Origin of the sequence: Leucobacter aridicollis (assembly GCF_013409595.1) — a bacterium.
Taxonomy (GTDB): domain Bacteria; phylum Actinomycetota; class Actinomycetes; order Actinomycetales; family Microbacteriaceae; genus Leucobacter; species Leucobacter aridicollis.
This window is the reverse complement of sequence record NZ_JACCBD010000001.1, coordinates 3195930-3216751: the sequence shown is the minus strand read 5'-3', so window position 1 is coordinate 3216751 and position 20822 is coordinate 3195930. Positions and strand designations below refer to the sequence as shown.

At 67.8% G+C, this 20822-nt stretch carries 19 protein-coding genes; 9 read left to right on the top strand and 10 right to left on the bottom strand.

The window, feature by feature from the left end:
- Positions 1-77: 77 nt before the first annotated feature.
- On the bottom strand, positions 78-3650 hold the full coding sequence (locus BJ960_RS14850; RefSeq protein WP_121076486.1) for a bifunctional proline dehydrogenase/L-glutamate gamma-semialdehyde dehydrogenase: 3573 nt from the start codon (positions 3648-3650) through the stop codon (positions 78-80).
- 135 nt (positions 3651-3785) lie between these two features.
- Here BJ960_RS14850 and BJ960_RS14845 point away from each other — a divergent pair, with 135 nt between their 5' ends.
- Together BJ960_RS14845 and BJ960_RS14840 are read left to right on the top strand one after the other, a co-directional pair.
- Entirely contained in the window at positions 3786-4721 is a 936-nt protein-coding gene (locus BJ960_RS14845; RefSeq protein WP_121076489.1) for a LysR family transcriptional regulator, read from the top strand.
- Positions 4722-4745: 24 nt separating this feature from the next.
- Positions 4746-5438, top strand: a complete 693-nt coding sequence (locus BJ960_RS14840; protein ID WP_121076938.1) for an endonuclease/exonuclease/phosphatase family protein — start codon at positions 4746-4748, stop codon at positions 5436-5438.
- 140 nt (positions 5439-5578) lie between these two features.
- Here BJ960_RS14840 and BJ960_RS14835 read toward each other — a convergent pair whose 3' ends face one another.
- A complete protein-coding gene (locus BJ960_RS14835; RefSeq protein ID WP_185987849.1) occupies positions 5579-6286 on the bottom strand; it encodes a phosphonatase-like hydrolase in 708 nt (235 codons plus the stop codon).
- A complete protein-coding gene (locus BJ960_RS14830; RefSeq protein WP_121076495.1) occupies positions 6283-7059 on the bottom strand; it encodes a GntR family transcriptional regulator in 777 nt (258 codons plus the stop codon). The genes BJ960_RS14835 and BJ960_RS14830 overlap by 4 nt, the downstream gene beginning before the upstream one ends.
- Positions 7060-7223: 164 nt before the next feature.
- On the opposite strand from BJ960_RS14830, the gene BJ960_RS14825 reads away from it, so the two are divergent.
- The 4 genes from BJ960_RS14825 to phnE all read left to right on the top strand — a co-directional run bounded on the left by BJ960_RS14825 (position 7224) and on the right by phnE (position 10946).
- Positions 7224-8333 carry a TIGR03364 family FAD-dependent oxidoreductase gene (locus BJ960_RS14825; protein WP_185987848.1) on the top strand — a complete coding sequence of 370 codons (1110 nt, stop codon included), beginning with the start codon at positions 7224-7226 and terminating at the stop codon, positions 8331-8333.
- A 71-nt stretch (positions 8334-8404) separates the two neighbouring features.
- Entirely contained in the window at positions 8405-9325 is a 921-nt protein-coding gene (locus BJ960_RS14820; RefSeq protein ID WP_185987847.1) for a phosphate/phosphite/phosphonate ABC transporter substrate-binding protein, read from the top strand.
- A 5-nt stretch (positions 9326-9330) separates the two neighbouring features.
- Positions 9331-10119 carry a phosphonate ABC transporter ATP-binding protein gene (locus BJ960_RS14815; RefSeq protein ID WP_185987846.1) on the top strand — a complete coding sequence of 263 codons (789 nt, stop codon included), beginning with the start codon at positions 9331-9333 and terminating at the stop codon, positions 10117-10119.
- An 8-nt stretch (positions 10120-10127) separates the two neighbouring features.
- Complete coding sequence (gene phnE, locus BJ960_RS14810; RefSeq protein WP_121076505.1) at positions 10128-10946, top strand: phosphonate ABC transporter, permease protein PhnE; 819 nt, start codon at positions 10128-10130, stop codon at positions 10944-10946.
- 333 nt (positions 10947-11279) lie between these two features.
- On the opposite strand, the gene BJ960_RS14805 is transcribed toward phnE, so the two are convergent.
- From BJ960_RS14805 to BJ960_RS14780, 6 genes are all read right to left on the bottom strand, one after another.
- On the bottom strand, positions 11280-11792 hold the full coding sequence (locus BJ960_RS14805; protein ID WP_121076508.1) for a MarR family winged helix-turn-helix transcriptional regulator: 513 nt from the start codon (positions 11790-11792) through the stop codon (positions 11280-11282).
- A gap of 8 nt (positions 11793-11800) precedes the next feature.
- Entirely contained in the window at positions 11801-13522 is a 1722-nt protein-coding gene (locus BJ960_RS14800; protein ID WP_121076511.1) for a DHA2 family efflux MFS transporter permease subunit, read from the bottom strand.
- A 136-nt stretch (positions 13523-13658) separates the two neighbouring features.
- On the bottom strand, positions 13659-14462 hold the full coding sequence (locus tag BJ960_RS14795; protein WP_185987845.1) for an ABC transporter permease: 804 nt from the start codon (positions 14460-14462) through the stop codon (positions 13659-13661).
- Positions 14463-14479: 17 nt separating this feature from the next.
- Positions 14480-15364 carry an ABC transporter permease gene (locus BJ960_RS14790; protein ID WP_121076517.1) on the bottom strand — a complete coding sequence of 295 codons (885 nt, stop codon included), beginning with the start codon at positions 15362-15364 and terminating at the stop codon, positions 14480-14482.
- 76 nt (positions 15365-15440) lie between these two features.
- A complete protein-coding gene (locus BJ960_RS14785) occupies positions 15441-16622 on the bottom strand; it encodes an ABC transporter substrate-binding protein (RefSeq protein ID WP_185987844.1) in 1182 nt (393 codons plus the stop codon).
- Between the two features lie 85 nt (positions 16623-16707).
- Positions 16708-17793 carry an ABC transporter ATP-binding protein gene (locus tag BJ960_RS14780; protein ID WP_185987843.1) on the bottom strand — a complete coding sequence of 362 codons (1086 nt, stop codon included), beginning with the start codon at positions 17791-17793 and terminating at the stop codon, positions 16708-16710.
- A gap of 155 nt (positions 17794-17948) precedes the next feature.
- Between BJ960_RS14780 and BJ960_RS14775 the strand changes: the two genes are divergently transcribed.
- The 3 genes from BJ960_RS14775 to BJ960_RS14765 all read left to right on the top strand — a co-directional run bounded on the left by BJ960_RS14775 (position 17949) and on the right by BJ960_RS14765 (position 19953).
- A complete protein-coding gene (locus BJ960_RS14775; protein WP_237463434.1) occupies positions 17949-18779 on the top strand; it encodes a FadR/GntR family transcriptional regulator in 831 nt (276 codons plus the stop codon).
- A complete protein-coding gene (locus BJ960_RS14770) occupies positions 18769-19479 on the top strand; it encodes a cache domain-containing protein (protein WP_185987842.1) in 711 nt (236 codons plus the stop codon). The genes BJ960_RS14775 and BJ960_RS14770 overlap by 11 nt, the downstream gene beginning before the upstream one ends.
- A 105-nt stretch (positions 19480-19584) precedes the next feature.
- Positions 19585-19953 carry a TIGR02611 family protein gene (locus BJ960_RS14765; protein ID WP_307814533.1) on the top strand — a complete coding sequence of 123 codons (369 nt, stop codon included), beginning with the start codon at positions 19585-19587 and terminating at the stop codon, positions 19951-19953.
- A gap of 60 nt (positions 19954-20013) precedes the next feature.
- Here BJ960_RS14765 and BJ960_RS14760 read toward each other — a convergent pair whose 3' ends face one another.
- Entirely contained in the window at positions 20014-20745 is a 732-nt protein-coding gene (locus BJ960_RS14760) for a DUF4870 domain-containing protein (protein ID WP_185987841.1), read from the bottom strand.
- Positions 20746-20822: the final 77 nt, after the last annotated feature.

The following is a 20822-nucleotide window of genomic DNA, read 5'->3' as shown; positions in this document are numbered from 1 at the left end:
GGGCCACATCTAACGTAACCCGGAACATGCCGAGGGGCCGGGACCCTTGCGGTTCCCGGCCCCAACGGCAGGACGGCCTAGATCAGGCCCTCGGACAGCTTGTTCGGCGTGCCGAACCGGTGCGCGGTGATCGAGACGGCCTGCTCGTGCATGAACGGCAGCATTTCGACGCGACCAGCCGAGACGACGTCGCCGCCGTACACAGCGATATCGGGCTTGCCGCCGGTCGCCGCGGTGATGGCCGCGAGACCTTCGGCGCGGCTTGCGCCAGCGATCAGGCGAATGCGAGCGCTCGCGTTCGGGCCGTCCTGCGCGGCGATGCGGCCGAGGCGCGCTGCCCAGGCTGCGTCGTCCTCGAAGACGACCTCAACGCCAGCCGCCTTGAACGCCTTCGAGATCGGCTCGGGCAGCGCGGTCGGGGTGCTCACTGTGGGCTTCGAGCCCGCTGCGACGCCGGCCGCCACCGTCCGGACCACGTGGTGGATCGGAGCGTCCGCCGCGGCGCGCACCGTCACCGGCACCGCACGGTAGCGGAGCAGGTTGCGCTCGACGCCGACGCCCGAGGCGTCGCGGGCGATCCCGAACTCCGACTCCCACGCCGACGCGTCGGTGCCGAGCGCGGCACGCAGCCACTCGAGCTCGGCGCCGGCGACGCCGGCCTGCTGCGCGGCGGTGAGGATCGGGGCCGCCGCCGGGCGCGGCGCGGTGAGCGCCGCCGACACGGGTGCGTCTTCCCACTCGCCGAGACCGTAGAGGTAGCTCGGGCCGCCGGCCTTCGTGCCAGCGCCGATCGCCGACTTCTTCCAGCCACCGAACGACTGGCGGCGAACAATCGCGCCAGTGATGCCGCGGTTGACGTACAGGTTGCCCGCCTGGATGCGGTCGAGCCAGAGCGCCATCTCGTCACGGTCGAGCGAGTGCAGGCCGCTCGTGAGACCGTAATCGATCTCGTTGACCATGTCGATCGCCTCGTCGAGGGTCGCGGCGGTCATGATGCCGAGGATCGGGCCGAAGTACTCGGTGAGGTGGTACTCGGAGCCGCGCTTCACGCCCTCGCGGACGCCAGGGCTCCAGAGCTTGTTGCCGCCCTTCTTATCGACTGCGAGCGGGCTGTCGCTCTCGAGCGGCTTCGGCTCGATGAGCCACTTCTCGCCGGCGCTGAGGGTCGTGAGCCCGCGCTTGAGCTTGCCGTCGGGCGCGGTGATGATCGTGCCCATCTGCGTCTCGAGGTTCTCCGGGGTGCCCACCTTCAGCGAGCGAGCAGCGTCGATGAGCTGGCCGCGGAAGCGCTTCGAGGTGGCGACGGAGCCGACGAGGATCACGAGCGACGCGGCCGAGCACTTCTGGCCGGCGTGGCCGAACGCCGACTGCACGACGTCCTTCGCCGCGAGATCCAGGTCTGCGTTCGGGGTGACGATGATCGCGTTCTTGCCGCTGGTCTCGGCGAGGATCGGCAGATCGGCGCGGAGCTCGCGGAAGTTCACCGCGGTCTCGTACGCGCCGGTCAGGATCAGGCGGTCGACGCGCGGATCGGCGACGAGCTTCGATCCGAGCGCACGGTCGGCGAACTGCACGAGCTGCAGCACGTCGCGGGGCACGCCGGCCTCCCACAGGGCCTCGATCATGACGGCGCCCGAGCGAGCCGAGTTCGATGCAGGCTTGATGATGACCGACGAGCCTGCAGCGAGCGCGGACAGTGCGCCGCCAGCGGGGATGGCGACGGGGAAGTTCCACGGCGGGATCACCGCGGTGAGCTTCTGCGACTTGTACGTGGCGCCGTCGACCTGGCCGATGACCTGGCCGAGCATCGCGTAGTAGTTCGCGAAGTCGATCGCTTCCGACACCTCGGGGTCGCCCTGGTCGAGGGTCTTGCCGCACTCGGAACCCATGACCTCGAGCAGCTGCGCGCGGCGCTCCTCAAGCTTCTCGCCAGCGCGGTACAGGATGCGGGCGCGCTCGTCGGCGCCGAGGGCCTGCCAGCTGTCGTTCGCCGCGACGCCGCGTGCGACGATCTCGTCGAGATCCTCTGCGGATTCGACGAGCGCCTCCGAGACGAGGTTGTCGCCGAGCTTCGACGCGACCATGCGGTCGGCGATCTCGCGGCCCCAGACGTGGTTCCCGGGCAGATCCGGGTCGCTGTCGGGGGTGTTCTCGAACTCGCCCTTGCGGCCCTGAGCGACGAGCGCGTCAACGCGCGCCTCGACGCCGGCCTGGTCGTAGACGCGGCGATCCTGCACGCGGTTCGACGGCGGCACAGCGAAGTTTTCGGGATCGCCGTCAGCGGTGATGTGCTCAAGCTCGCCGAGCGACGCGAGGAAGCGGTTCTTCTCGCGCTCGAACAGCTGCGAGTTGTCGTTCAGCTCGAACACTGCCGACATGAAGTTCTCCTGGCTCGCGCCCTCCTCGAGGCGGCGAATCAGGTAGGAGATCGCAACGTCGAACTCCTCGGGGTGCACGACGGGCACGTAGAGCAGCAGGCCGCCAACGTCGCGTCGCACTGCCTCTGCCTGGCCGGTTGCCATGCCGAGCAGCATCTCCACCTCGAGGCCCGACTCGGCGCCGCGGCCCTTCGCGAGCAGCCACGCGAGGGCGAGGTCGAACAGGTTGTGGCCGGCGACGCCGAGACGCACGTTCTTTACGCGCTCGGGGGTGAGCGCGTAGTCGAGGACAGCCTTGTAGCTCGTGTCCGAGTCCTGCTTCGAGCCCCAGGTCGCCGCGGGCCAGCCGTGGATTGCGGCGTCCACGAGCTCCATCGGGAGGTTCGCGCCCTTCACGAGGCGGACCTTGATCGCTGCGCCACCGCGTGCGACGCGAGCAGCCGACCACTCCTGCAGCCGCATCATCGCGCCGAGTGCGTCAGGCAGGTATGCCTGCAGCACGATGCCGGCCTCGAGGTTCAGGAACTCGGGACGGTCGAGGATCCGAGTGAAGACCTCAAGCGTGAGATCGAGATCCTTGTACTCCTCCATGTCGAGGTTGATGAACTTCTGCGGCGACGCAGCGGCCGCGCGCTCAAAGAGCGGGACGAGCTGCGACTCGATGTGCTCGATCGCCTCGTCGAACGCCCAGTGGTTGTGCGGCGCGACGGTCGAGGAGACCTTGATTGAGACGTAGTCGACGTCGGGGCGCGAGAGCAGCTTGTGCGTGCCCGCGAGGCGGCGCTCCGCCTCGCCCTGGCCGAGGATCGCCTCGCCGAGGAGGTTCACGTTCAGGCGGACGCCGTCGCGCTTGATCTTCGCGATGGCGGGACCGAGCTTCGAATCGGTCGCGTCGATGATGAGGTGGCTCACCATCTGGCGCAGCACCTTGCGCGCGATCGGCACGACGACGCCGGGCATCGGCTTCGCGAATGCGCCGCCCAGGCCGATTGCGCCGCGCATGACGCCGGGCAGGAAGCCGGGGGTCAGCGGGACGAGGTCCTTGAGTTTCTTCGCGGCAACACCGAGGTCCTCGGGGCGGACGACGCCGTCGACGAATCCGACGGTGAAGTCCAGACCGTTCGGGTCGCGGAGCACGCCAGCGAGGCGCGCTGCGGAGGCGTCAGCGGGGATGGTGGCGGCTTCAGTGATCCACTTGCGCGCGAGCTTGACGGCCTCGTCGGCGAGGTCCTGGGGGCGTGGGGTTGCCTGAGACAACGGCGTTCCTTTCATACATGGGTGCGGGCGCGCGCGGTTGCGTCGGCCCTTGCCCGATGAGCTAAGTGTGAATCCTCCAAAGCTTGAAGTAAAGCGATCCTTTCTGAGCAATAATGTGAAGTAAGGCTTAATGATTGAGGGGAGCCCGTCGTGCTCGAAATGAAACGCCTCCGGCTGCTCTGGGAACTGTCCGAACGCGGCACGCTGGTGCAGGTCGCCGAGGCGCTGAACTACAGCCCTTCGGCGGTGTCTCAGCAGCTCGGACTCCTCGAACGTGAGGTCGGAACGCCGTTGCTTCGCCGGGTCGGCAGGACGCTCGAACTCACCGCGGCTGCCGAGGCACTCGTTGCCGAGACCGCCGAACTGTTGGCCGGTCTCGAGCGCGCCGAAACCGCGGCCCACCGTGTGCGTGGCGAGGTCGCGGGGTCGGTGCGCGTCGCCGTATTCCAGACCGCCGTCCTCGCGATCATGCCGCAGGCGCTCCGGCGGCTCCGTACCGAGTATCCGAGCCTCCGCGTCGAGATGGTGCAGCACGAGCCCGAGACGGCGCTCCACGAGACGAGCGTGCGCGGCTTCGACCTCGTCGTCGCCGAGCAGTACCCGGGGCACGCGACGGCCCAGTTTGCTGGCCTCGACCACGCGCCCCTGACGTTTGACGCGATCCAGCTCGCGCTGCCCCGAGTCGGGGCCGGCGACGCCGAGTTCGATCTCGTCGAGCGCCTCGAGGACGCGGCAGCCCTGCCCTGGGTGATGGAGCCGCGCGGCGCAGCCTCCCGGCACTGGGCCGAGCAGGCGTGCCGCACGGCCGGGTTCGAGCCAGACGTGCGCTACGAGACCGCCGACCTACAGGCGCACGTGCGGCTCATCGAGTCGGGCAACGCCGTCGCGCTACTGCCGGGGCTCGTGCGTGCCGAGACGAGGCTGCGGATGATCGACCTACCGGGAGATCCGCACCGATCGATCTTCACCGCGGCGCGACTATCGAATGCAGAGTCGCCAGCTGTGCTTGCGGTACGAGAAACCCTCGCGATTGAGGCGGCTTCGCTGGCAAAATCCGCAGAAAACACGCACACGGTTGAACCATAGGCTTCGCGACGTATGCTTGGCCGGGTGAAGACGATTAGTTACAACCTGCGCAAGAACCGCGCCATCGGTGAACTCGCTAGCCTCGTCGACAATCACGGAGCAGAGCTTCTCTGCCTCCAAGAAGCCGACACCGTCAACCTCCCGTCACGCATCGGAGCACTCTCGCTCGTGCGCGCGACCGAGAAGAACCGCCTCGGCCTGGCGATGTACGTCGACTCCGAGCGCTTCGAGGTGCAGTCGGCCCACGCATTCCAGCTGAAGAAGTCGCTGCACGACCGTGTCCTGTCGCCCGCCCACGAGCGGCTGCTCGGTGCACGCATCCACGACCGCGAGTCGGGCTCCGACTTCATCGCGGCCTCGTTCCACGCGGCGCCCCTCACCGCGCGCAACTCGCTGCGTCGCGTGCAGATCAGCACCGCGATCGACGAGCTCGGCGCCATCGGCCCCGGCCTGCCCACCATCATGGTCGGCGACTACAACTACCCCGTCTTCCACAACCGGCTCACCGCCCACATGCGCGCGTCGGGCTACGACACGAACTTCTCGGACAAGCGCACCTACAACCGCTACTTCCTGTTCCGCGGGCACTACGACTTCGTCACCTCGACCGGGTTCGAGATCGCCCGCGTGCAGACCCTCGGCCGCGGCTCGTCGGACCACCTGCCGATCATGGTGACGGCGCAGCGGCACGAGGCGCTCCTGCCCCTCGCGGCGTAGTGTAGCGCGGCCCACGACACTACTGCCGAGACCGCCCCGACCCTCCGACACCGCACCCTGCATCGCGAAGCTGCGGGTGGTCTCGGAGGCCCGGGGCGGTCTCGCTGGCGCCTGGGGTTGGCGAGCTTAACCGTTGGGCCCTACACCCCGAGGTAGGCGGGGATTGCCGCCACGGAGTCCAGCACCGCCGTCGGGCCTTCGGCCTCAAGGCTTGCGCGGTCAAGCTTGCCACTGAGCACACCGATCGAGATCGCGGCTCCCGAGTTCAGGCCCGAGCGCACGTCGACGGCGGTGTCGCCCGCGACGAGCACGTCTGCGACGCTGGCAACGCCGGTCGCCTCCATGACCCGGTGGATCATGAACGGCGCCGGCCGGCCGGCCGCAACGTCGTCGCCGCACGAGAGGGCGTCCACGCGGACCGTCCCTGCAGGCGCGTCGTCGCTCGGAGCCGCCGGCCCGACCCTCCAGCCGAGGCCGGTCAGGATGCTCTCGGCGACATCCCGCGAGAACCCGGTCGTGAGCGCAACCTTGATGCCGGCCGCCTGGAGCTCGGCGATCGCCTCGGGAACACCGTCGATCGGCGTCGGCGGCTCGGCGGTGTAGTACTCGTCGAGCAGCGCGCGGAAGCGGGCGAATGTTGCGCCAACCAGATCCTCGTCGGCGACCCCGCCACCGAGCTCAATGAGCGCGGTGATCGCCTCCCGCTTTTCGACACCCATCCAGGTCTGCAGGTCCGCGGGCTTCACCGGAACCCCGGTCTCGGCGACCGCGTTTTCGAGCGCGCGATAGACGGCGCCGCCGTCGTTGATGGTGGTGCCTGCCATGTCGAATGCGGCAAGGGAGATCATACGTAGTCCTTCATAGTGGTTGCGCCGTTCGCGGATTCGCGAACAAGCTGGGTGCGGTGCGCCGCCGTGTTTTCGATGGCGAACGTGGTCATGGATGGGAGGTGCCTGTCGTCCGCGTACTCGATGACGGTGCCGTCGACGGTCGTCGATGTTCGACGCGCGCGCAGCAGCGGGAAGCCTGGGGAGACCCGCAGCCATTCGGCGTCGAGGGGGTGCGCGGCGACCGCGTCGATGACGTGACGTGCGCGCGCCGGGACCACCCCGATGCGGGCGAGCTCTTGGTAGATGCTGCCGCCATCGAAGTCTGCGGTGAGCATGTGGCAGCCGATCTCGTACGCGAACGAGGTGCGTTCGAACAGGGCGGGCTCACCGTCGAGGGTGCGAAGCCTGACGATCTCGACGACGGTGTCCTCGGGCTTTACGCCGAGCTCGCGGGCGACGGTCTCGGTTGCGGGCCGCTTGAGCGCCTCGACGACGTGCTGGCCGGGGGTGAAGCCTGAGAGCCTCGCCCACTCGGTGAACGACAGGAACGTGCCGAACGACTGTGAGGGCACCCCGCGCTGGACTCGGGGCGGGGCCCCGCGGCCCCCGGTGATCGCGCCTTCGGCGCGGAGCGCAGCGAGCGCCTGGCGCACCGGGCCGCGCGAGGTGCCGAATTCGGCGACGAGCGATTTCTCGCTTGGCACGCGTTGCCCGGTCTGCCACTGGCCGGAGCGAATGCGCTGTGCCATCTCTTCATAGAGCTGGATATGCAGCGGCTGGTTCTCGGTCATGTTGGTCAGCGTACAACTTGTCGATACCGATTTCGGGGCCCATTGGTGCCGCCAAGGTGAACGGTTGGTGAGCGTTTTCTGGCGCGCTGATGCCCGGGTGAACGTTCCGCGAACAGGTCCGAAAAAAGTTGTCATGACTACTTTTGAACCCGCATTCTCGAACCATGACTTCGCACATCGCAATCGTCGGCGCCGGGATCGTGGGCCTCTCCCACGCGGTAGCCGCCCTCGACGCCGGCTACAGCGTCACCGTCATCGAGCAGGACTCGTCGGCGGTGCTCGCAAGCATCCGCAACTTCGGGCACGTCTGCACGTCGGTGCAGGCCGGTGAGGTGGGCGAGCTCGCTCGCGAGGCGAACCCGATCTGGCGCTCGCTCGCAGTGCGCGCAGGCATTGAGGCGCGAGTGTCGGGGACGCTCGCCGTCGCTCGCTCGGCGGTCGAGGAGGCCGTGCTCGTCGAGCTCGCTGCAAAGACAGACGCCGCTGAGCGCGAGCTGCTTACCGCAGGTCAGGTCGCCGATCAGCTCCGCCTTGCGACGCCGGGCGAGATCCGCTCCGGGATCCTGCTCGCGGGTGATCTCACCGCAAACCCGCGCACGGTGGTCGCTGATCTCGCGCGCTGGATCGCCGGCCACGAGCGGGGCGAGGTGCGGTTCGGTACGACGCTCTTCGGCATCCGCGAGGGCCAGCACCTCACGCTCGAGACGAACCGCGGCAGCATCGCGGCGGATCGCGTCATCGTCGCTGCCGGTCACCTCGTCGGCCGGTTGTTCCCAGACCTCGCCGGCGACGTCCGCGAGTGCGTCCTGCAGATGGCCCGCGTGCGCGCCCCGCACGACATGGGCCTCGGCCCGGCCGTGCTGAGCGGAACATCGATGCTTCGCTACGGCGCGTTCGCCGGCCCCGCGCAGGACGAACTCCGGGCCGAGACCGAGCGGCTGCGCCCCGAACTGCTCGAGATCGGGGCGAACGTGATGTTCACGCAGCAGCCCGACGGCACCCTCCTCGTCGGGGACTCGCACGACTACTTCGACGCCGCGCCCCCGTTCCTCGACGAACGCTGGTCCGACCTGCTGCTCGCCGACGCAGCTGCGCTGCTCGGAGCCCCCCGGCTTGCGGTGCTCGAGCGCTGGCAGGGAATCTACGCCTCCAGCTCCGAGCGTGAGCTGCTGCGCGAAGAGCCGATCCCCGGCGTCTCGGTCGTGACCGTCACGACCGGGATCGGCATGACCGTCGGCCCCGCCCTCGGCGCCCGCACGATCGCGTCATTCTGACCGCATCCCCTCTGACCTATCTGTCCCCTCAACTCCCACGCATCGCTTCACACCAACAACCAAGGAGAATCGTGAAGAAGAACACCATCCTCGCCGCTTCGGCGGTCGCGCTCATCGGGCTCGGCCTCACGGGCTGCTCGGCATCCGCCGACGACAGTGGCGCGAACGCCGACACGGCGAGCGTGACCTGCCCCGACGGCAAGATCCGCTTCGGCATCCTCCCCTACGAGGATCCCGAGCGCCTCGAGCCGGCATACCAGACCCTCGCGGCGGCGCTCTCCGAGAAGCTTGACTGCGAGGTCGAGGTCTCGATCACCGAGGACTACGCAGCCGAGGTGCTTGCGATGGAGAACGACCAGCTCGAGATCGCCCAGTTCGGCCCGCTCGGCTTCGTGTTCGCGAACCAGCGCGCAGACGCCACCGCAATGGTGTCGTTCGGTGACGCTGAGGGCAAGCCGACAACCTACACCGGCGGCATCTGGGTGCCGAAGGACTCGCCCGTCCAGACGATCGAGGACCTGAAGGGCAAGACGCTCGCGCTCGGCAGCCCCGGATCGACGTCGGGCGACGCGCTCCCGATGTCGGCGCTCAAGGATGCGGGCATCGACGAGGACGTGACTGCTGACTATGCGGGCGGTCACCCCGAGGCGCTGCTTGCGCTCGTCAACGGCACGGTCGACGCCGCCCAGATCAACTCGCAGACGCTCGCGACCGCGACCGCCGAGGGCACCTTCGACGAGTCGGAGTTCCGGCAGATCTGGAAGTCCGAGGAGATCCCGAACGACCCGATCACGGTTCGCGGCAACATGCCGCAGGAGTTCAAGGACGCCGTCTCCGAGGCGCTGCTCAGCCTCGACGCGGCCGACGTTGAGAAGGTCTCCGGCTTCCTCGGCGTCGATCCGGCCGGTCCGCTGATCCCCGTGACGAACGAGACCTACAAGCCGCTGTTCGACCTTGCCGAGACCATGGGTCTCACCGAAAAGGACGTGTAACCCGCATGACCATCACCGCGCACAGCCCGAGCGCCCACGCAGCCCGAAGCTCCGAGCCAGAGGTGCTCCTCGACGTCCAGGCGATTTCGAAGAGCTTCGGTGGTCGCGTCGTGCTCTCCGATATGAGCATGCGTGTCCACGCCGGCGAGGTCGTTGCGTTCCTCGGCGCGAACGGCTCCGGCAAGTCGACGACGCTGCGCGCGGTGAACGGCATCATTGAGGCGGACTCCGGCGACATCGAGATCGCTGGCGTCCGCCTCAATGAGGCGGGTGCGGCCAGGCGGGCCGAGGCTCGCCGCTCGGCCGCTACCGTCTTTCAGAAAATCCATCTCGTTCCCCGCCGCACTGCGCTCCAGAACGTGTGCGCCGGCGGCTTCTCACGGCTCCCCGCGTGGCGCTCGATTCCGCCGCTCTTCGGCGCGGAGCTCAAGGAGGAAGCGATGGCCTGCCTCGAGCGCGTCGGCCTCGCCGATCGCGCGCACGACCGGGCCGACAGCCTCTCGGGCGGCCAGCAGCAGCGCGTCGCGATCGCGCGCGCACTCTGCCAGCGCCCCCGAATGATCCTCGCCGACGAGCCTGTCTCGGCGCTCGACCCGCGCGCGGCAGACGACGTGATGCGGCTGCTCAGGCAGCTGGCTGTCGAGGAAGGGCTCGGGGTCGCCGCGGTGCTGCACCAGCCGCACCTCGCCCGCGCCTACGCAGACCGCGTCATCGGGCTCCGCGACGGCCACCTCGTATTCGACTGCCCGGTCGCCGAGCTCGACGACACCGAACTCGCAGCCCTCTACCTCTAGGACCCCAAGTGACACACAGCACCGCCCCCACCCGCCTTGAGGTGCCGCGCGACCCCAAGACCGTTTACCGCGCTGGCTCGTGGTCCGTGATCCTCGTCGTGCTCATCGCCCTGCACGTGCTCGCGTTCCAAGCGACGGAGTTCCGGCCCGAGGCGCTCGTGACCGGGGCGCGGGGCATGGCGAACTTTATCTCCGAGGCGTTTCCGCCCGATCTCAGCGCCGAGGTGCTGCAGAAGGGCATCGAGGGCGCGCTTACGACGCTCTGGATCGGCCTACTCGGCACGACCGTGTCCGTCCCGTTCGCGCTCCTGCTCGCGGTGTTCGCTGCGCGGACGACGACTCCCAACCAGGCGGTCTACCAGGTCGCGCGCGGAATCCTCTCGTTCTTCCGGGCCGTCCCCGACATCGTCTTCGCGCTCATCTTCGTCACCGCGGTCGGCCTCGGGCCGTTCGCGGGGGTACTCGCGCTCATCTGCCACAACACCGGTGTGATGGGCAAGCTGTGGGCCGAGGCGATGGAGGACGTCGACCAGGGGCCCGAGCAGGCGCTGCGAACCGCGGGCGCGTCCCGCTGGCAGGTTGTCGCGAACGCGACGATCCCGAACGTGCTCCCGCAGCTCACCGGCCTGCTGCTCTACCGTTTTGATGTCAACGTGCGCTCATCGCTCGTACTCGGCCTCGTCGGCGCAGGCGGCATTGGGCTGCTCATCAACAAGGCGATCAAGACGTTCCAGTTCGACGAGATGCTGACCTACCTCATCATCATCCTCATCGTGATTATCGCCGTGGATCTCGCTTCGGCCTGGATCCGCAAGCGCCTCCAGTAGGTCTGCCGGGCCCCGGGCCCCGGGCGCCGGCCGCGGGCCGCGGGCCCCTGCTCCGGCCGCCGGCCCCCGGCCCGTCCGCCGGGCCCCCGGCTCCGGCCCCGGCCCGTCCGCCGCCGCAGCCCCATCCGCCGCCCCGACATCGCAGAGTTGGCAGTTGTTGTCGTCTCACTGGCCGTGAAACGACAACAACTGCCAACTCCCGGAGAGGGGGGTAGGACTGCCGGGCCGGGGCGGGCCCGGCCGTGCCCGGGGTGGGCAGGGCCGGGGTGGGGTGGGTCGGGCCGGGGTGGGCCGGGAGAGAGCCCGGCGGGGATGCCAGCCGGGGCGGCTTGCCTACGCCGCCGAGTCCCCGTCCCCTGCGTGCTTGGAACAGCGGGCGTCGGGGCCGTCCACGGGCAGCTTGTCTGCTGACGCGTTGAACCGATGGAGGCCGGCGCGAAGCGACTCGAGTTCCTCGTCACTCCAATCGGCGAGACGCTCGCGGTAGGCATTCGACCAGCGCTCCCGCACGCCGTTCAGGAGCACGGTCGCGTGCTCGCTCACGGTGAGCAGCTGCACGCGCCGATCCTCCGGCGACTCCGTCGCGATGACGAGGTCGAGCTCGCGCAACTTCGCGACGTGCCTGCTGACGAGTGACTTATCCATGTCGAGCCAGTGGCTCACCCCCGTTGCGGTGATCGGGCCGCGCCGGAAGACGATCTGCAGCACGAGCATGCTCACGCCGCTGAGCTCGGAGCTCACCTCGTTCGCGTAGCGCGTCCATCGGGTTCGTGAGAACGCGAACGCCTCGGTGAACTCACTGATAATTCCTGCGACGATCTCCTCTTCGGGGGATGCGAAAGACATGGCGTGTCCTATCGTTCGGCCGAGCGTTCCGTGCCTGGGCGGTGATGCGGAACCATGATCGGTCCGGTGGTGTCGATAAGAACTCTATCGACGCTCTTCGCCCTGGTCGTACCGGCGGGAGCCCCCGCAGTGTCTTCGCCGGCAAGTTCCGCTTCCGCCTCCTGCAGTTCAGCGATGCGCTCTGCGTTGCTCTTGTTGTTGAGCGGGATGTTCGGCAGGAGGATGATCGCGATGAGCGCGACGATCGCCACAGGGGACGCGGCCAGAAAGATGTTGCCGATCGCGTGGCCGTAGGCCGACTCAACAACGTCACGGATCGGCGCGGTGAGTTCGGCGATCTTCGGCAGCTTTCCGCCCGCGAGCGCCTCCGCTCCGGCGAGATCCTTCGGCGGGAGCTTCGCGAGCCCCTCCGTGATGTAGTCGGTGACCTGGTGCGCGAGCACGGCGCCCATCACCGAGATACCCGCAGTGCCTCCGACGGTGCGGAAGAAGGTGACCGACGAGCTCGCGACACCCATCTCGAGCGGCGAGACCGTGTTCTGGGTGACGAGCACGAGGTTCTGCATGGTCATGCCGACGCCTGCGCCGAGAATCGCCATGGAGATTCCGACGTACCAGTAGTTCGTGTCATAGCGGAGCTGGCCCATCAGGAGCATTCCGGCGAGTAGCGCAACCGCGCCAGCGACCATGTAGCGCTTCCACTTGCCTGTGCGGGTGATGATCTGGCCGACGATCGTCGACGAGATGAGCACGCCCGCCATCATCGGGAGCGTCAACAGGCTCGACTCGATCACCGAACGGCCGCGAGCGAGCTGCATGTACTGGCCGAGGAAGACGGCGGTGCCCATCATCGCGAGACCGACGGCGATCGACGCGATCGAGGCCATCGTGAAGGTGCGGTTCTTGAACAGCGTCATCGGGATGAGCGGCTCGTCGACCTTCAGCTCAACGAACACGGCAATGATGAGCGCGGCGATGCCGCCACCGACCATGAGGGCCGACTGCCAGGACAGCCACTCGAAGTTCGAGCCGGCGAGGGTCACCCAGATGAGCAGGCTTGAGAAGCCGAGCGAGATGAGGGCGGCGCCCCAGTAGTCGATCCTGATCTTGCGCTTCGCGGTCGGCAGGTGCAGCGTGCGCTGCAGCATGATGATCGCGACGATCGCGATGGGCGCGGCGACATAGAAGTTCCAGCGCCAGCCGATCGTGTCGGTCAGGAGGCCGCCAAGGAGCGGGCCACCGACGGTCGCGACCGCCATAATGGCGCCGAGGATGCCCATGTACTTGCCGCGTTCGCGGGGGCTGACGATCTCGGCGAGGACGATCTGCGCGAGCGCGCCGAGGCCGCCGACGCCGATGCCCTGGAAGACGCGGAAGGTGATGAGCCAGGTGGGATCCTGCGCGAAACCGGCGAGCGCGGACGCGAGGATGAAGATGATAAGTGCGACCTGCAGGAGCATCTTCTTGCTCGTCAGGTCGGCGAGCTTGCCCCAGATCGGGGTTGCGATGGCGCTCGCGAGCATCGTTGCGGTGACGACCCAGGTGAACGCAGCCTGGGTGCCGCCAATGTCGGCGATGATGATCGGCATCGAGGTGCCGACGACGTTCATGGCGAGCATCGAGACGAAGTTTGCAAGGAACAGGCCCGCGAGGGCGAGGTTCTTGGCGCGACCCGTCAGGATCTCGGGTTTGTCTTCTAGTGCTGTGGCAGCGGGGGTGGTGCGGCTCATTCGGGTGAGGGGGTCCTCTCAAAAGTTGATGACGGTCAACTATATAGCGATGGTTGATGCAAGTCAACTAACGCCAGGCGGCCGCTGCGAGCTTCCTGAGAAGCCCGCAGCGGCCGCGTCCCGACGCCGCCCCCGCCTAGCTGTCTTGGCGCTGCGCTCGCTGCGAGAAATACACGGGAATGAGCGACAGCAGGATCATGAGCGTCGCGACGACGTTCACCTGGTTGACCTCGTTCGGCCGCCCCATTTGGTTCATGATCCACAGCGGCAGAGTCTCGGTGCCCGGCGGCGCGGTGAAGATCGTCACGACGATCTCATCGAAGGACAGCGCGAACGCGAGCAGGCCGCCCGCGATGAACGCCGGCCGAAACTGCGGGAATGTGATGAGGCGGAATGTCTGGCCGATGCCGGCGCCGAGGTCGGCCGAGGCCTCCTCGAGGTTCGGGTTCATGCGCCGCAGTCGGGCGATGACGTTGTTGAAGACCATGACAACGCAGAACGTCGCGTGGGCGATGATCATGCCCCAGTAGCCGACGTGGATCCCCATCGGCTTCAGCACCTGGTGGAACGTGTTCGAGAGCGCGACACCGGTGACGATGCCCGGCAGGGTGATCGGCAGCACGATGAGCAGGTTCACGGTGTTTTGGCCGAAGAACTTGAATCGCTGGAGCGCGAACGCGGCGAGGGTGCCGAGCACGAGCGCGAACGCGGTCGCGACGGAGGCGACGATCACGGAGTTCACGAACGCCGCGTGCATCGCGGGGTTGGTGAGCGCCTTCCCCCACCACTCAAGCGAAAACCCGGGGATCGGCCAGCCGGAGACGCGGCCGGAGTTGAACGAGTTCATGATGATCACGAACATCGGGATGTAGAGGAACCCGAGGACGACGACGGCGATGGCGCCGAGCGCGACCTTGGTTCCGCGGTTCAGTCGAAGCATTGCCTGCTCCCTTCGGCTTAGAGGTTGTTCAGGGCGCCAGTGCGTCGCACGGCCCCGAGGTAGACGATGACGAGCACGATCGGCACGAACGAGAATGCTGCGGCGAGCGGCGGGTTGAGGTTGATGTTCTGCGCGATGATGCTGCCGATCATCTGCGTCGATCCGCCGACGTACATCGCCGAGATGTAGTCGCCGAGGCTCAGTGAGAACGTGAAGATCGAGCCCGCGATCAGCGACGGCATGAGGAGCGGGGCGACGACGGTGCGGATCGTGCGGAAGCCGCGGGCACCGAGATCGGAGGATGCGTCGAAGAGGTTCGGCGGGATCTGCGCGACAGCGGTGTACACGGGGATCGCCATGTACGGGAACCACAGGTAGACGAGGGTGAGTGTCACTGTCAGCACGCCGAGGCCTGGTCCGGAGATGCCGAGCGGCTCGAGGGCCCAGTTGAAGAAGCCGTTCTCGGTCCAGACGAGGCGCATGCCGATGACCTTCACCAGGTAGCCGGCCCAGAGCGGGAGGGTGACGAGGACTGCGAGCACCGCGCGCAGCTTCGGCCCGGCCACCTGTGACATGAAGACCGCGAGCGGCACAGAGAAGGCTGCGCAGATGAGGGTGACGGCGAGGGCGATGCCGAGCGTGCGTAGCGCGGTCATGCCGTAGGCGGGCACGGTCGCGAGCTGCGCGAAGTTGTCGAGCGTGAACCCGGGCTTGACGCGGGAGGTGAAGGGGTCAGTCGTCCAGAACGCCGTCACGAGCATGATCGCGAGCGACAGGATGTAGACGCCGACGAGCCAGACCATCGGGAGAGTGAGGAGCGACGCGAGTCTGCCCTTCGGGTGGCGATAGAGCGCGGTCGAGATGGGCCGCGGCTTGCGTTGAAGAGCTGACTGGATGCTCACGGTGTCCTCGCTGACGGGATGAGTGGGTGGGGAAGAGGGGGTGCGGGGCGCCCGGGGGCGCCCCGCGGCGGGCCGGTTAGCCCTTGACTGTCGCCCAGGCGTTGGTCCAGTCCTGGTAGTTCGTGCACTTCACGTCAGTGCGGCCGTCGAGGCACTGGTCGATGGGGGTCGTCCAGAACCACACCTGCTTGTAGTACTCCTCGTCGGTTGCGTTGAAGTAGTCACAGTGCGCCTTCGCCTCGTCGCTGAGCTCGCAGAACGCGCCGTTCGCGGGGCCCATGCCGAAGTTCATCGCGATCGCGCCGTTGACGTCGGGCGCCGAGGTGTAATCCATCCACGCGTAGGCGCAGTTCGGGCTCTTCGAATCGGTCGCAAGCATCCACGCGTCGGACCAGCCTGTCGCGCCCTCCTTGGGAAGGACGCTCTTGAACTTGTCGTCCTGCGTCGCCTTGCGCAGCACCTCCCACGAGGTTCCTACGACCGAGTTGCCGCCCGTGAACGAGGTCACGTTGGTCGCGGGCGACCAGTACTCGGACACCATCGCGTTCTGCTGCTTGAGCAGGTCGGTTGCGGCCCTCAGCTGTTCCTGGTCGAGCGCGTACGGGTTGGTGATGCCGAGGTCGGGCTGGTGCTCCATGAGGTAGATCGCCGCGTCGGCGATGTAGATGGGGCTGTCGTAGGCCGCGATCTTGCCGGCGTAGGGGCTGTCTTCCTCCCACACGACGCTCCAGCTGTCGGGCGTCTCGGTCACGACCTCGCTGTTGTACTCGAGGATGTTCGCGCCGCGGCCGATCGGGATGCCGTAGACGTTGCCATTGAGCGTGTCGTACAGCTGGCCCTTCATGCCCTCGACGATGTCGTCGCCGAAGTTCGGGATGAGTTCGGTGTTGAGCGGCTGCACGTTGCCGTCGACGATGAGGCGTAGGCTCGCGTCACCCGATGCCGAGACGAGGTCGTACTCGCCGGTGCGCATGAGCTGGACCATCTCATCCGAGGTGGCCGCCACCTTACGGTTGACGACGCACCCGGTGTCTGCGGTGAACTTGTCGGCCCAGGCGGGCTCCACGAAGCCGGACCAGGCGACGATGTTCAGTTCTTTCTCGGTGTCGCCGAGCTTGTCCATCATCGGGACGTCGGGGACGTCGATCTGGAGGCCGCCGTCGCCGTCCGGCTGGGCGCCGTCGGTCGAGCAGCCCGTGAGGGCGAGGCCGAGCACCGCCGCCATGGCGATCGGTGCGGCGAGTAGTTTCTTATTCATCGGTACTCCTTCGTAGGGGATGAGTGTGGCTGGGGTGTGGGGTCTGGGGTCTGGGCCGCGGGTGCGGATCCTGATGTCCGCGATGTCAGGCGTGCTGCGGCGCGCTCGCCGCAGGGGCCTGCGAGGTGGGGATCGGAGTCGCGTGGCCCCTGTCAAAGCGGACGCTGACGGCGTCGCCTCGGCGAATGCTCGCCTCGGTGCGGGGCGTGTGTGAGTTCTGCTTCTCGGAGATGATGCGGGTGCCATCCGCGGTATCGAGGAGGTAGCGGGTGTGCGCACCCGCGTACACCGTTTCGGCGACGGTCGCCGGGATCGCGACGGTTCCTGGCTCAACCGGTGCTGTCGGGTCGGCGAGCTGCACCCGTTCGGGGCGGAGGCTGTGCATCGCGGCGTCGCCGAGGAGCTCGCGTGAAAGCTCGGCGGGCAACAGGTTCGTGACGCCGAGGAAGCCTGCGACGAACTCGGTTTCGGGGAACTCGTACACCTCGCGCGGGGAGCCGACCTGTTCGATCTTGCCGTTGTTGAATACGGCGACGCGGTCGGAGAGCGTGAGCGCCTCCTCTTGATCGTGCGTGACGAAGATGAAGGTGATGCCGACCTCGCGTTGGATCTGCTTGAGCTCGACCTGCATGTGCTCGCGCAGCTGCTTGTCGAGCGCGCCGAGGGGCTCGTCGAGCAGCAGCACCTTGGGGCGGAGGATCAGGGCGCGGGCGAGTGCGATGCGCTGGCGCTGGCCGCCCGAGAGTTGCGATGGCAGCCGCGTCGCAACGTGGCCGAGGCGGACCTGGTCGAGCGCCTCGCTGACGAGGCGGCTGCGCTCGGCCTTCGAGACGCCGCGCACTTTGAGGCCGTAGGCGACGTTCTCGGCGATGGTGAGGTGGGGGAAGAGCGCGTAGTCCTGGAAGACGGTGTTGACCTCGCGGTCGAACGGTGCGGCGCGGGTGACGTCGGTGCCGTGCAGGAGGATCTCGCCGGCGGTGGGCTCCTCGAAGCCGGCGATCATGCGCAGCACCGTGGTCTTGCCCGAGCCCGAGGGGCCGAGCATCGAGAAGAACTCGCCGGCCCGGATCTCGATGTTGAGGTCTTTCACCGCGGTGACATCGCCGAAGTGCTTGTGCACGCCGCGCAGGGAAACTGCGCTCGTGGACTCGGTGCTTGGGGTGTTGGCCATGGTGGCGCTGCTCCTCAACGTCGTTGTCGATCAGGTTGGTTAGAACATTAACATAGGGGATTAGATGTTTTAAGCACAAACCCATCTTCGGCGTCACGTTTTGATTACGCTTAGGTACGTGGGCTCAATCCCGGCCCCTGAATGGAGGCGCGCCCTTGACCACACACGCGCACGGTGCGACCCCGAGCCGACTGCGAACGGCGGCGTTTGCCCCCATCGGCGAGGAAGGGCGCACGGACATGGTGGTCTCGCGTCTCGTGCAGGCAATCTCGGTTGGCGCGTTCACCGAGGGGGAGCGGCTGCCGAGCGAGAACGAGCTATCGACGCTCCTGGGAGTCGCCGTCGTGACCGTGCGCGAGGCGCTCAGTGAGCTGCGCCACCGCGACCTCATCGAGACGAGGCGCGGCAGGAACGGCGGTAGCTTCGTGCGACCGAGCCCCGCCGCCGTCGAGGAGGTGAACGCTCGGACCCTGCTCGCAGAGTCGCGGGTCGCGATCGCCGACCTCGGCGTGCACTACGAGGTCGTTTCTGCGGCCTGCGCCGAGTACGCGTGCCTGCGCGCCACCGCCGAAGAGCTCGAGATCGTCGCCGACGTGCTCACCGAGTCGGGCGACGCGCCGGTCGCCGAGTGGCGGCGCAGAATCACCGAGGTGCAGCTTGAGCTTGCCGCGCTCAGCCAGTCGGTGCGACTCACCAATGAGCACGTGCGGTTGCAGACCGAGTTTACGCCGCTGCTCGCGCTGCAGGATCTTGACGACGAGGCGCGGCAGCAGACACACGCCGCGATCGTCGCGCAGGTCGAGGCGACGCAGGCCGGCGACGTGCAGGCGGCGCGCTCTGCGGTGCGCGAAAGTGTTCGAGGTTCGGTACGCTGGCTCATCGCCTTCCGCGCCGATCTGCTCGCGGGTTCCCGAGATTCCGATCTTCGTGGCACACTTGAGGCGCGACGCAGACGACGCGAACGGGAGAATCGAGATGAGCAGTGACGCGAATCAGCTGGCCGACGGCATTGCCGTGGTCGACGCCTTCTTCGACGGCGTGTTCGCGCCGCTCGAGGCCTGGATGCCTGAGCTCGAGCGCGACCTCCGCGCCGCGCAGCGGCCACTGACGGGGCCAGCGCTCGCAGAGCTCACTCGCGCTGGCGCGTTCGGCGTGCTCGATGCCGGCGAGCGTCCGCTCTATGGCGCGGGCTTCTGCGGCAGCGCGGCCGTCGTCGGCGAGGGTAACCCGCTCGCCTGGTGGCAGGGCGCCGACAGGCACCTGCTCGCGTCGTCAACCTTCGGGCCGGGTCAGGCGGTCATCGACCTCGCCAGGCTCGAGTGGTTCCGGGTGCCGAAGCAGACCGGAGAGCCGCACATCGCTGGCCCGTTCGTCGACTACCTGTGCTCCAACGAGATCACGCTCACCTCGGCGATCCCGGTCGTCGTCGACGGCGAGTTCTGGGGGGTGGCCTGCGCCGACGTGCTTGTGGCGGGGATCGAGGAGTCGTTGCTTCCAAGCATCCGCGGCATCGCCGGCGCCGCGCTCGTGAACGCGCACGGTCGGGTCGTCGTGTCGACCGATCCTGATCGCGAAACCGGAGACCGCATGCGCGGCGTCGGCGCCGACGATTCCGAGCCGGGTGATGACGCGCTGCTCGTGGTGCGCTCAGCCCGCTATCCGTTCGCGCTCGTCGCCCCGAAATAGCGTGCCCGTGCGGCGGTGGGGAGGCCCTGAGGCGCCCCTGAGACGACCCTGATCGAACCCCGAAACACAGGGATTTTTCCAGCCGAAACGCATACGCTCAACACTGTGACGAGACCAGAAGACGACGCCGACAAGGCCAGGCGATTGGGCAAGCCCATCGGCAGGTTTATGGCGCGCTGGCGCGTTGCAATCCGCAAGTATCCGTGGCTTGACGCGCTCTATCGGGTCGTCATCACGGTGCTCGGCGGGCTCATCGTGATCATCGGACTCATCCTCGTGCCGCTGCCGGGTCCCGGGTGGCTGATCGTGTTCCTCGGCCTCACGGTGCTCGGCTCCGAGTACCACTGGGCGCGGCGCATGCTCGGGTGGCTCAGGCGCGCGCTCGCGCGATTCTGGGAACGCTGGAACGCCTGGCGCGCAAGCCGCGCCGCGAAGCGCGCCGGGACGACCGGCCCCGGCCTCACCGACGCGTGAACGCCGAAGGGGCGGGCGAGCCGCAGCTCGCCCACCCCTTCGGCGCGTGTGCGCCGTGCGCTACTTCACCATCGGAATGTTGAAGAGGAACGGGTCCCCGCCGCCGCGGCGGTAGGTGTCGTTGAGCTTTGCCGCAGCCATGATGTGGAAGATGAAGCCCGCGAGGTGCGCGAGACCGAGGAGCATCGGTCCGAGAATCGGAACGATCGTCAGGATCCAGCCCAGCACGAACAGCGCTGAGCGCAGCAGCGAGAAGTTCAGGTTCGCGGCGTGCAGTGCGCGCACCTGCGGCGTCGCGCGGGGGCTCTCGATGAGGTAAAAGATGAGCGCCGGAATGAACAGGAAGAACACCGAGAGCCAGTAGCTCGCCGTGAGGTTCGGCAGCGGATCCGGCTGCCCCTGCTGCGGCTGGTAGTAGCCGTGCGGCTGGCCATATCCGGGCTGCTGGGGAGCCCCGTATCCGGGCTGCTGTGGCGCACCATACCCCGGCTGCGCGCCGTATCCGGGCTGCTGCGGTGCGCCGTACTGCGGCGGCTGGGGTGCGCCGTACTGCGGCTGTCCCGGTGCCCCGTACTGCGGCTGCTGCGGAGCGCCGTAGCCGGGAGGTGGCGTCGGAGCGCCGGGCTGTGGCGCCGCGGGCTGCTGCGGAACGCCCGTCGGGGGCGCCGGCTGCTGAGCGTTAGGCGCCTCGGGCGCGGCAGCGGGAACCGACGGGTCGGCCGGTGGCGTGGGCGACGCGTCGCCCGGGGTGCCTGTCACCTGCTCGTTGTCTTCAGGGGGAAGCGTAGTCATCGGAGCCTTCTCCTTCGTGTTGCTGCGTGCGCACGAGTCAGTGCGTCGTCAGTCGACGACTCACAATGCGGTACTTC

What these genes read in the sequence shown, in the direction of transcription:
- BJ960_RS14780 (WP_185987843.1), bottom strand. Translation starts at nt 17,793, where the DNA reads ATGGCCAACACCCCAAGCACCGAGTCCACGAGCGCAGTTTCCCTGCGC.
- BJ960_RS14850 (WP_121076486.1), bottom strand. Translation starts at nt 3,650, where the DNA reads ATGAAAGGAACGCCGTTGTCTCAGGCAACCCCACGCCCCCAGGACCTC.
- BJ960_RS14835 (WP_185987849.1), bottom strand. Translation starts at nt 6,286, where the DNA reads ATGATCTCCCTTGCCGCATTCGACATGGCAGGCACCACCATCAACGAC.
- BJ960_RS14785 (WP_185987844.1), bottom strand. Translation starts at nt 16,622, where the DNA reads ATGAATAAGAAACTACTCGCCGCACCGATCGCCATGGCGGCGGTGCTC.
- BJ960_RS14825 (WP_185987848.1), top strand. Translation starts at nt 7,224, where the DNA reads ATGACTTCGCACATCGCAATCGTCGGCGCCGGGATCGTGGGCCTCTCC.
- BJ960_RS14830 (WP_121076495.1), bottom strand. Translation starts at nt 7,059, where the DNA reads ATGACCGAGAACCAGCCGCTGCATATCCAGCTCTATGAAGAGATGGCA.
- BJ960_RS14760 (WP_185987841.1), bottom strand. Translation starts at nt 20,745, where the DNA reads ATGACTACGCTTCCCCCTGAAGACAACGAGCAGGTGACAGGCACCCCG.
- BJ960_RS14805 (WP_121076508.1), bottom strand. Translation starts at nt 11,792, where the DNA reads ATGTCTTTCGCATCCCCCGAAGAGGAGATCGTCGCAGGAATTATCAGT.
- BJ960_RS14800 (WP_121076511.1), bottom strand. Translation starts at nt 13,522, where the DNA reads ATGAGCCGCACCACCCCCGCTGCCACAGCACTAGAAGACAAACCCGAG.
- BJ960_RS14770 (WP_185987842.1), top strand. Translation starts at nt 18,769, where the DNA reads ATGAGCAGTGACGCGAATCAGCTGGCCGACGGCATTGCCGTGGTCGAC.
- BJ960_RS14815 (WP_185987846.1), top strand. Translation starts at nt 9,331, where the DNA reads ATGACCATCACCGCGCACAGCCCGAGCGCCCACGCAGCCCGAAGCTCC.
- BJ960_RS14795 (WP_185987845.1), bottom strand. Translation starts at nt 14,462, where the DNA reads ATGCTTCGACTGAACCGCGGAACCAAGGTCGCGCTCGGCGCCATCGCC.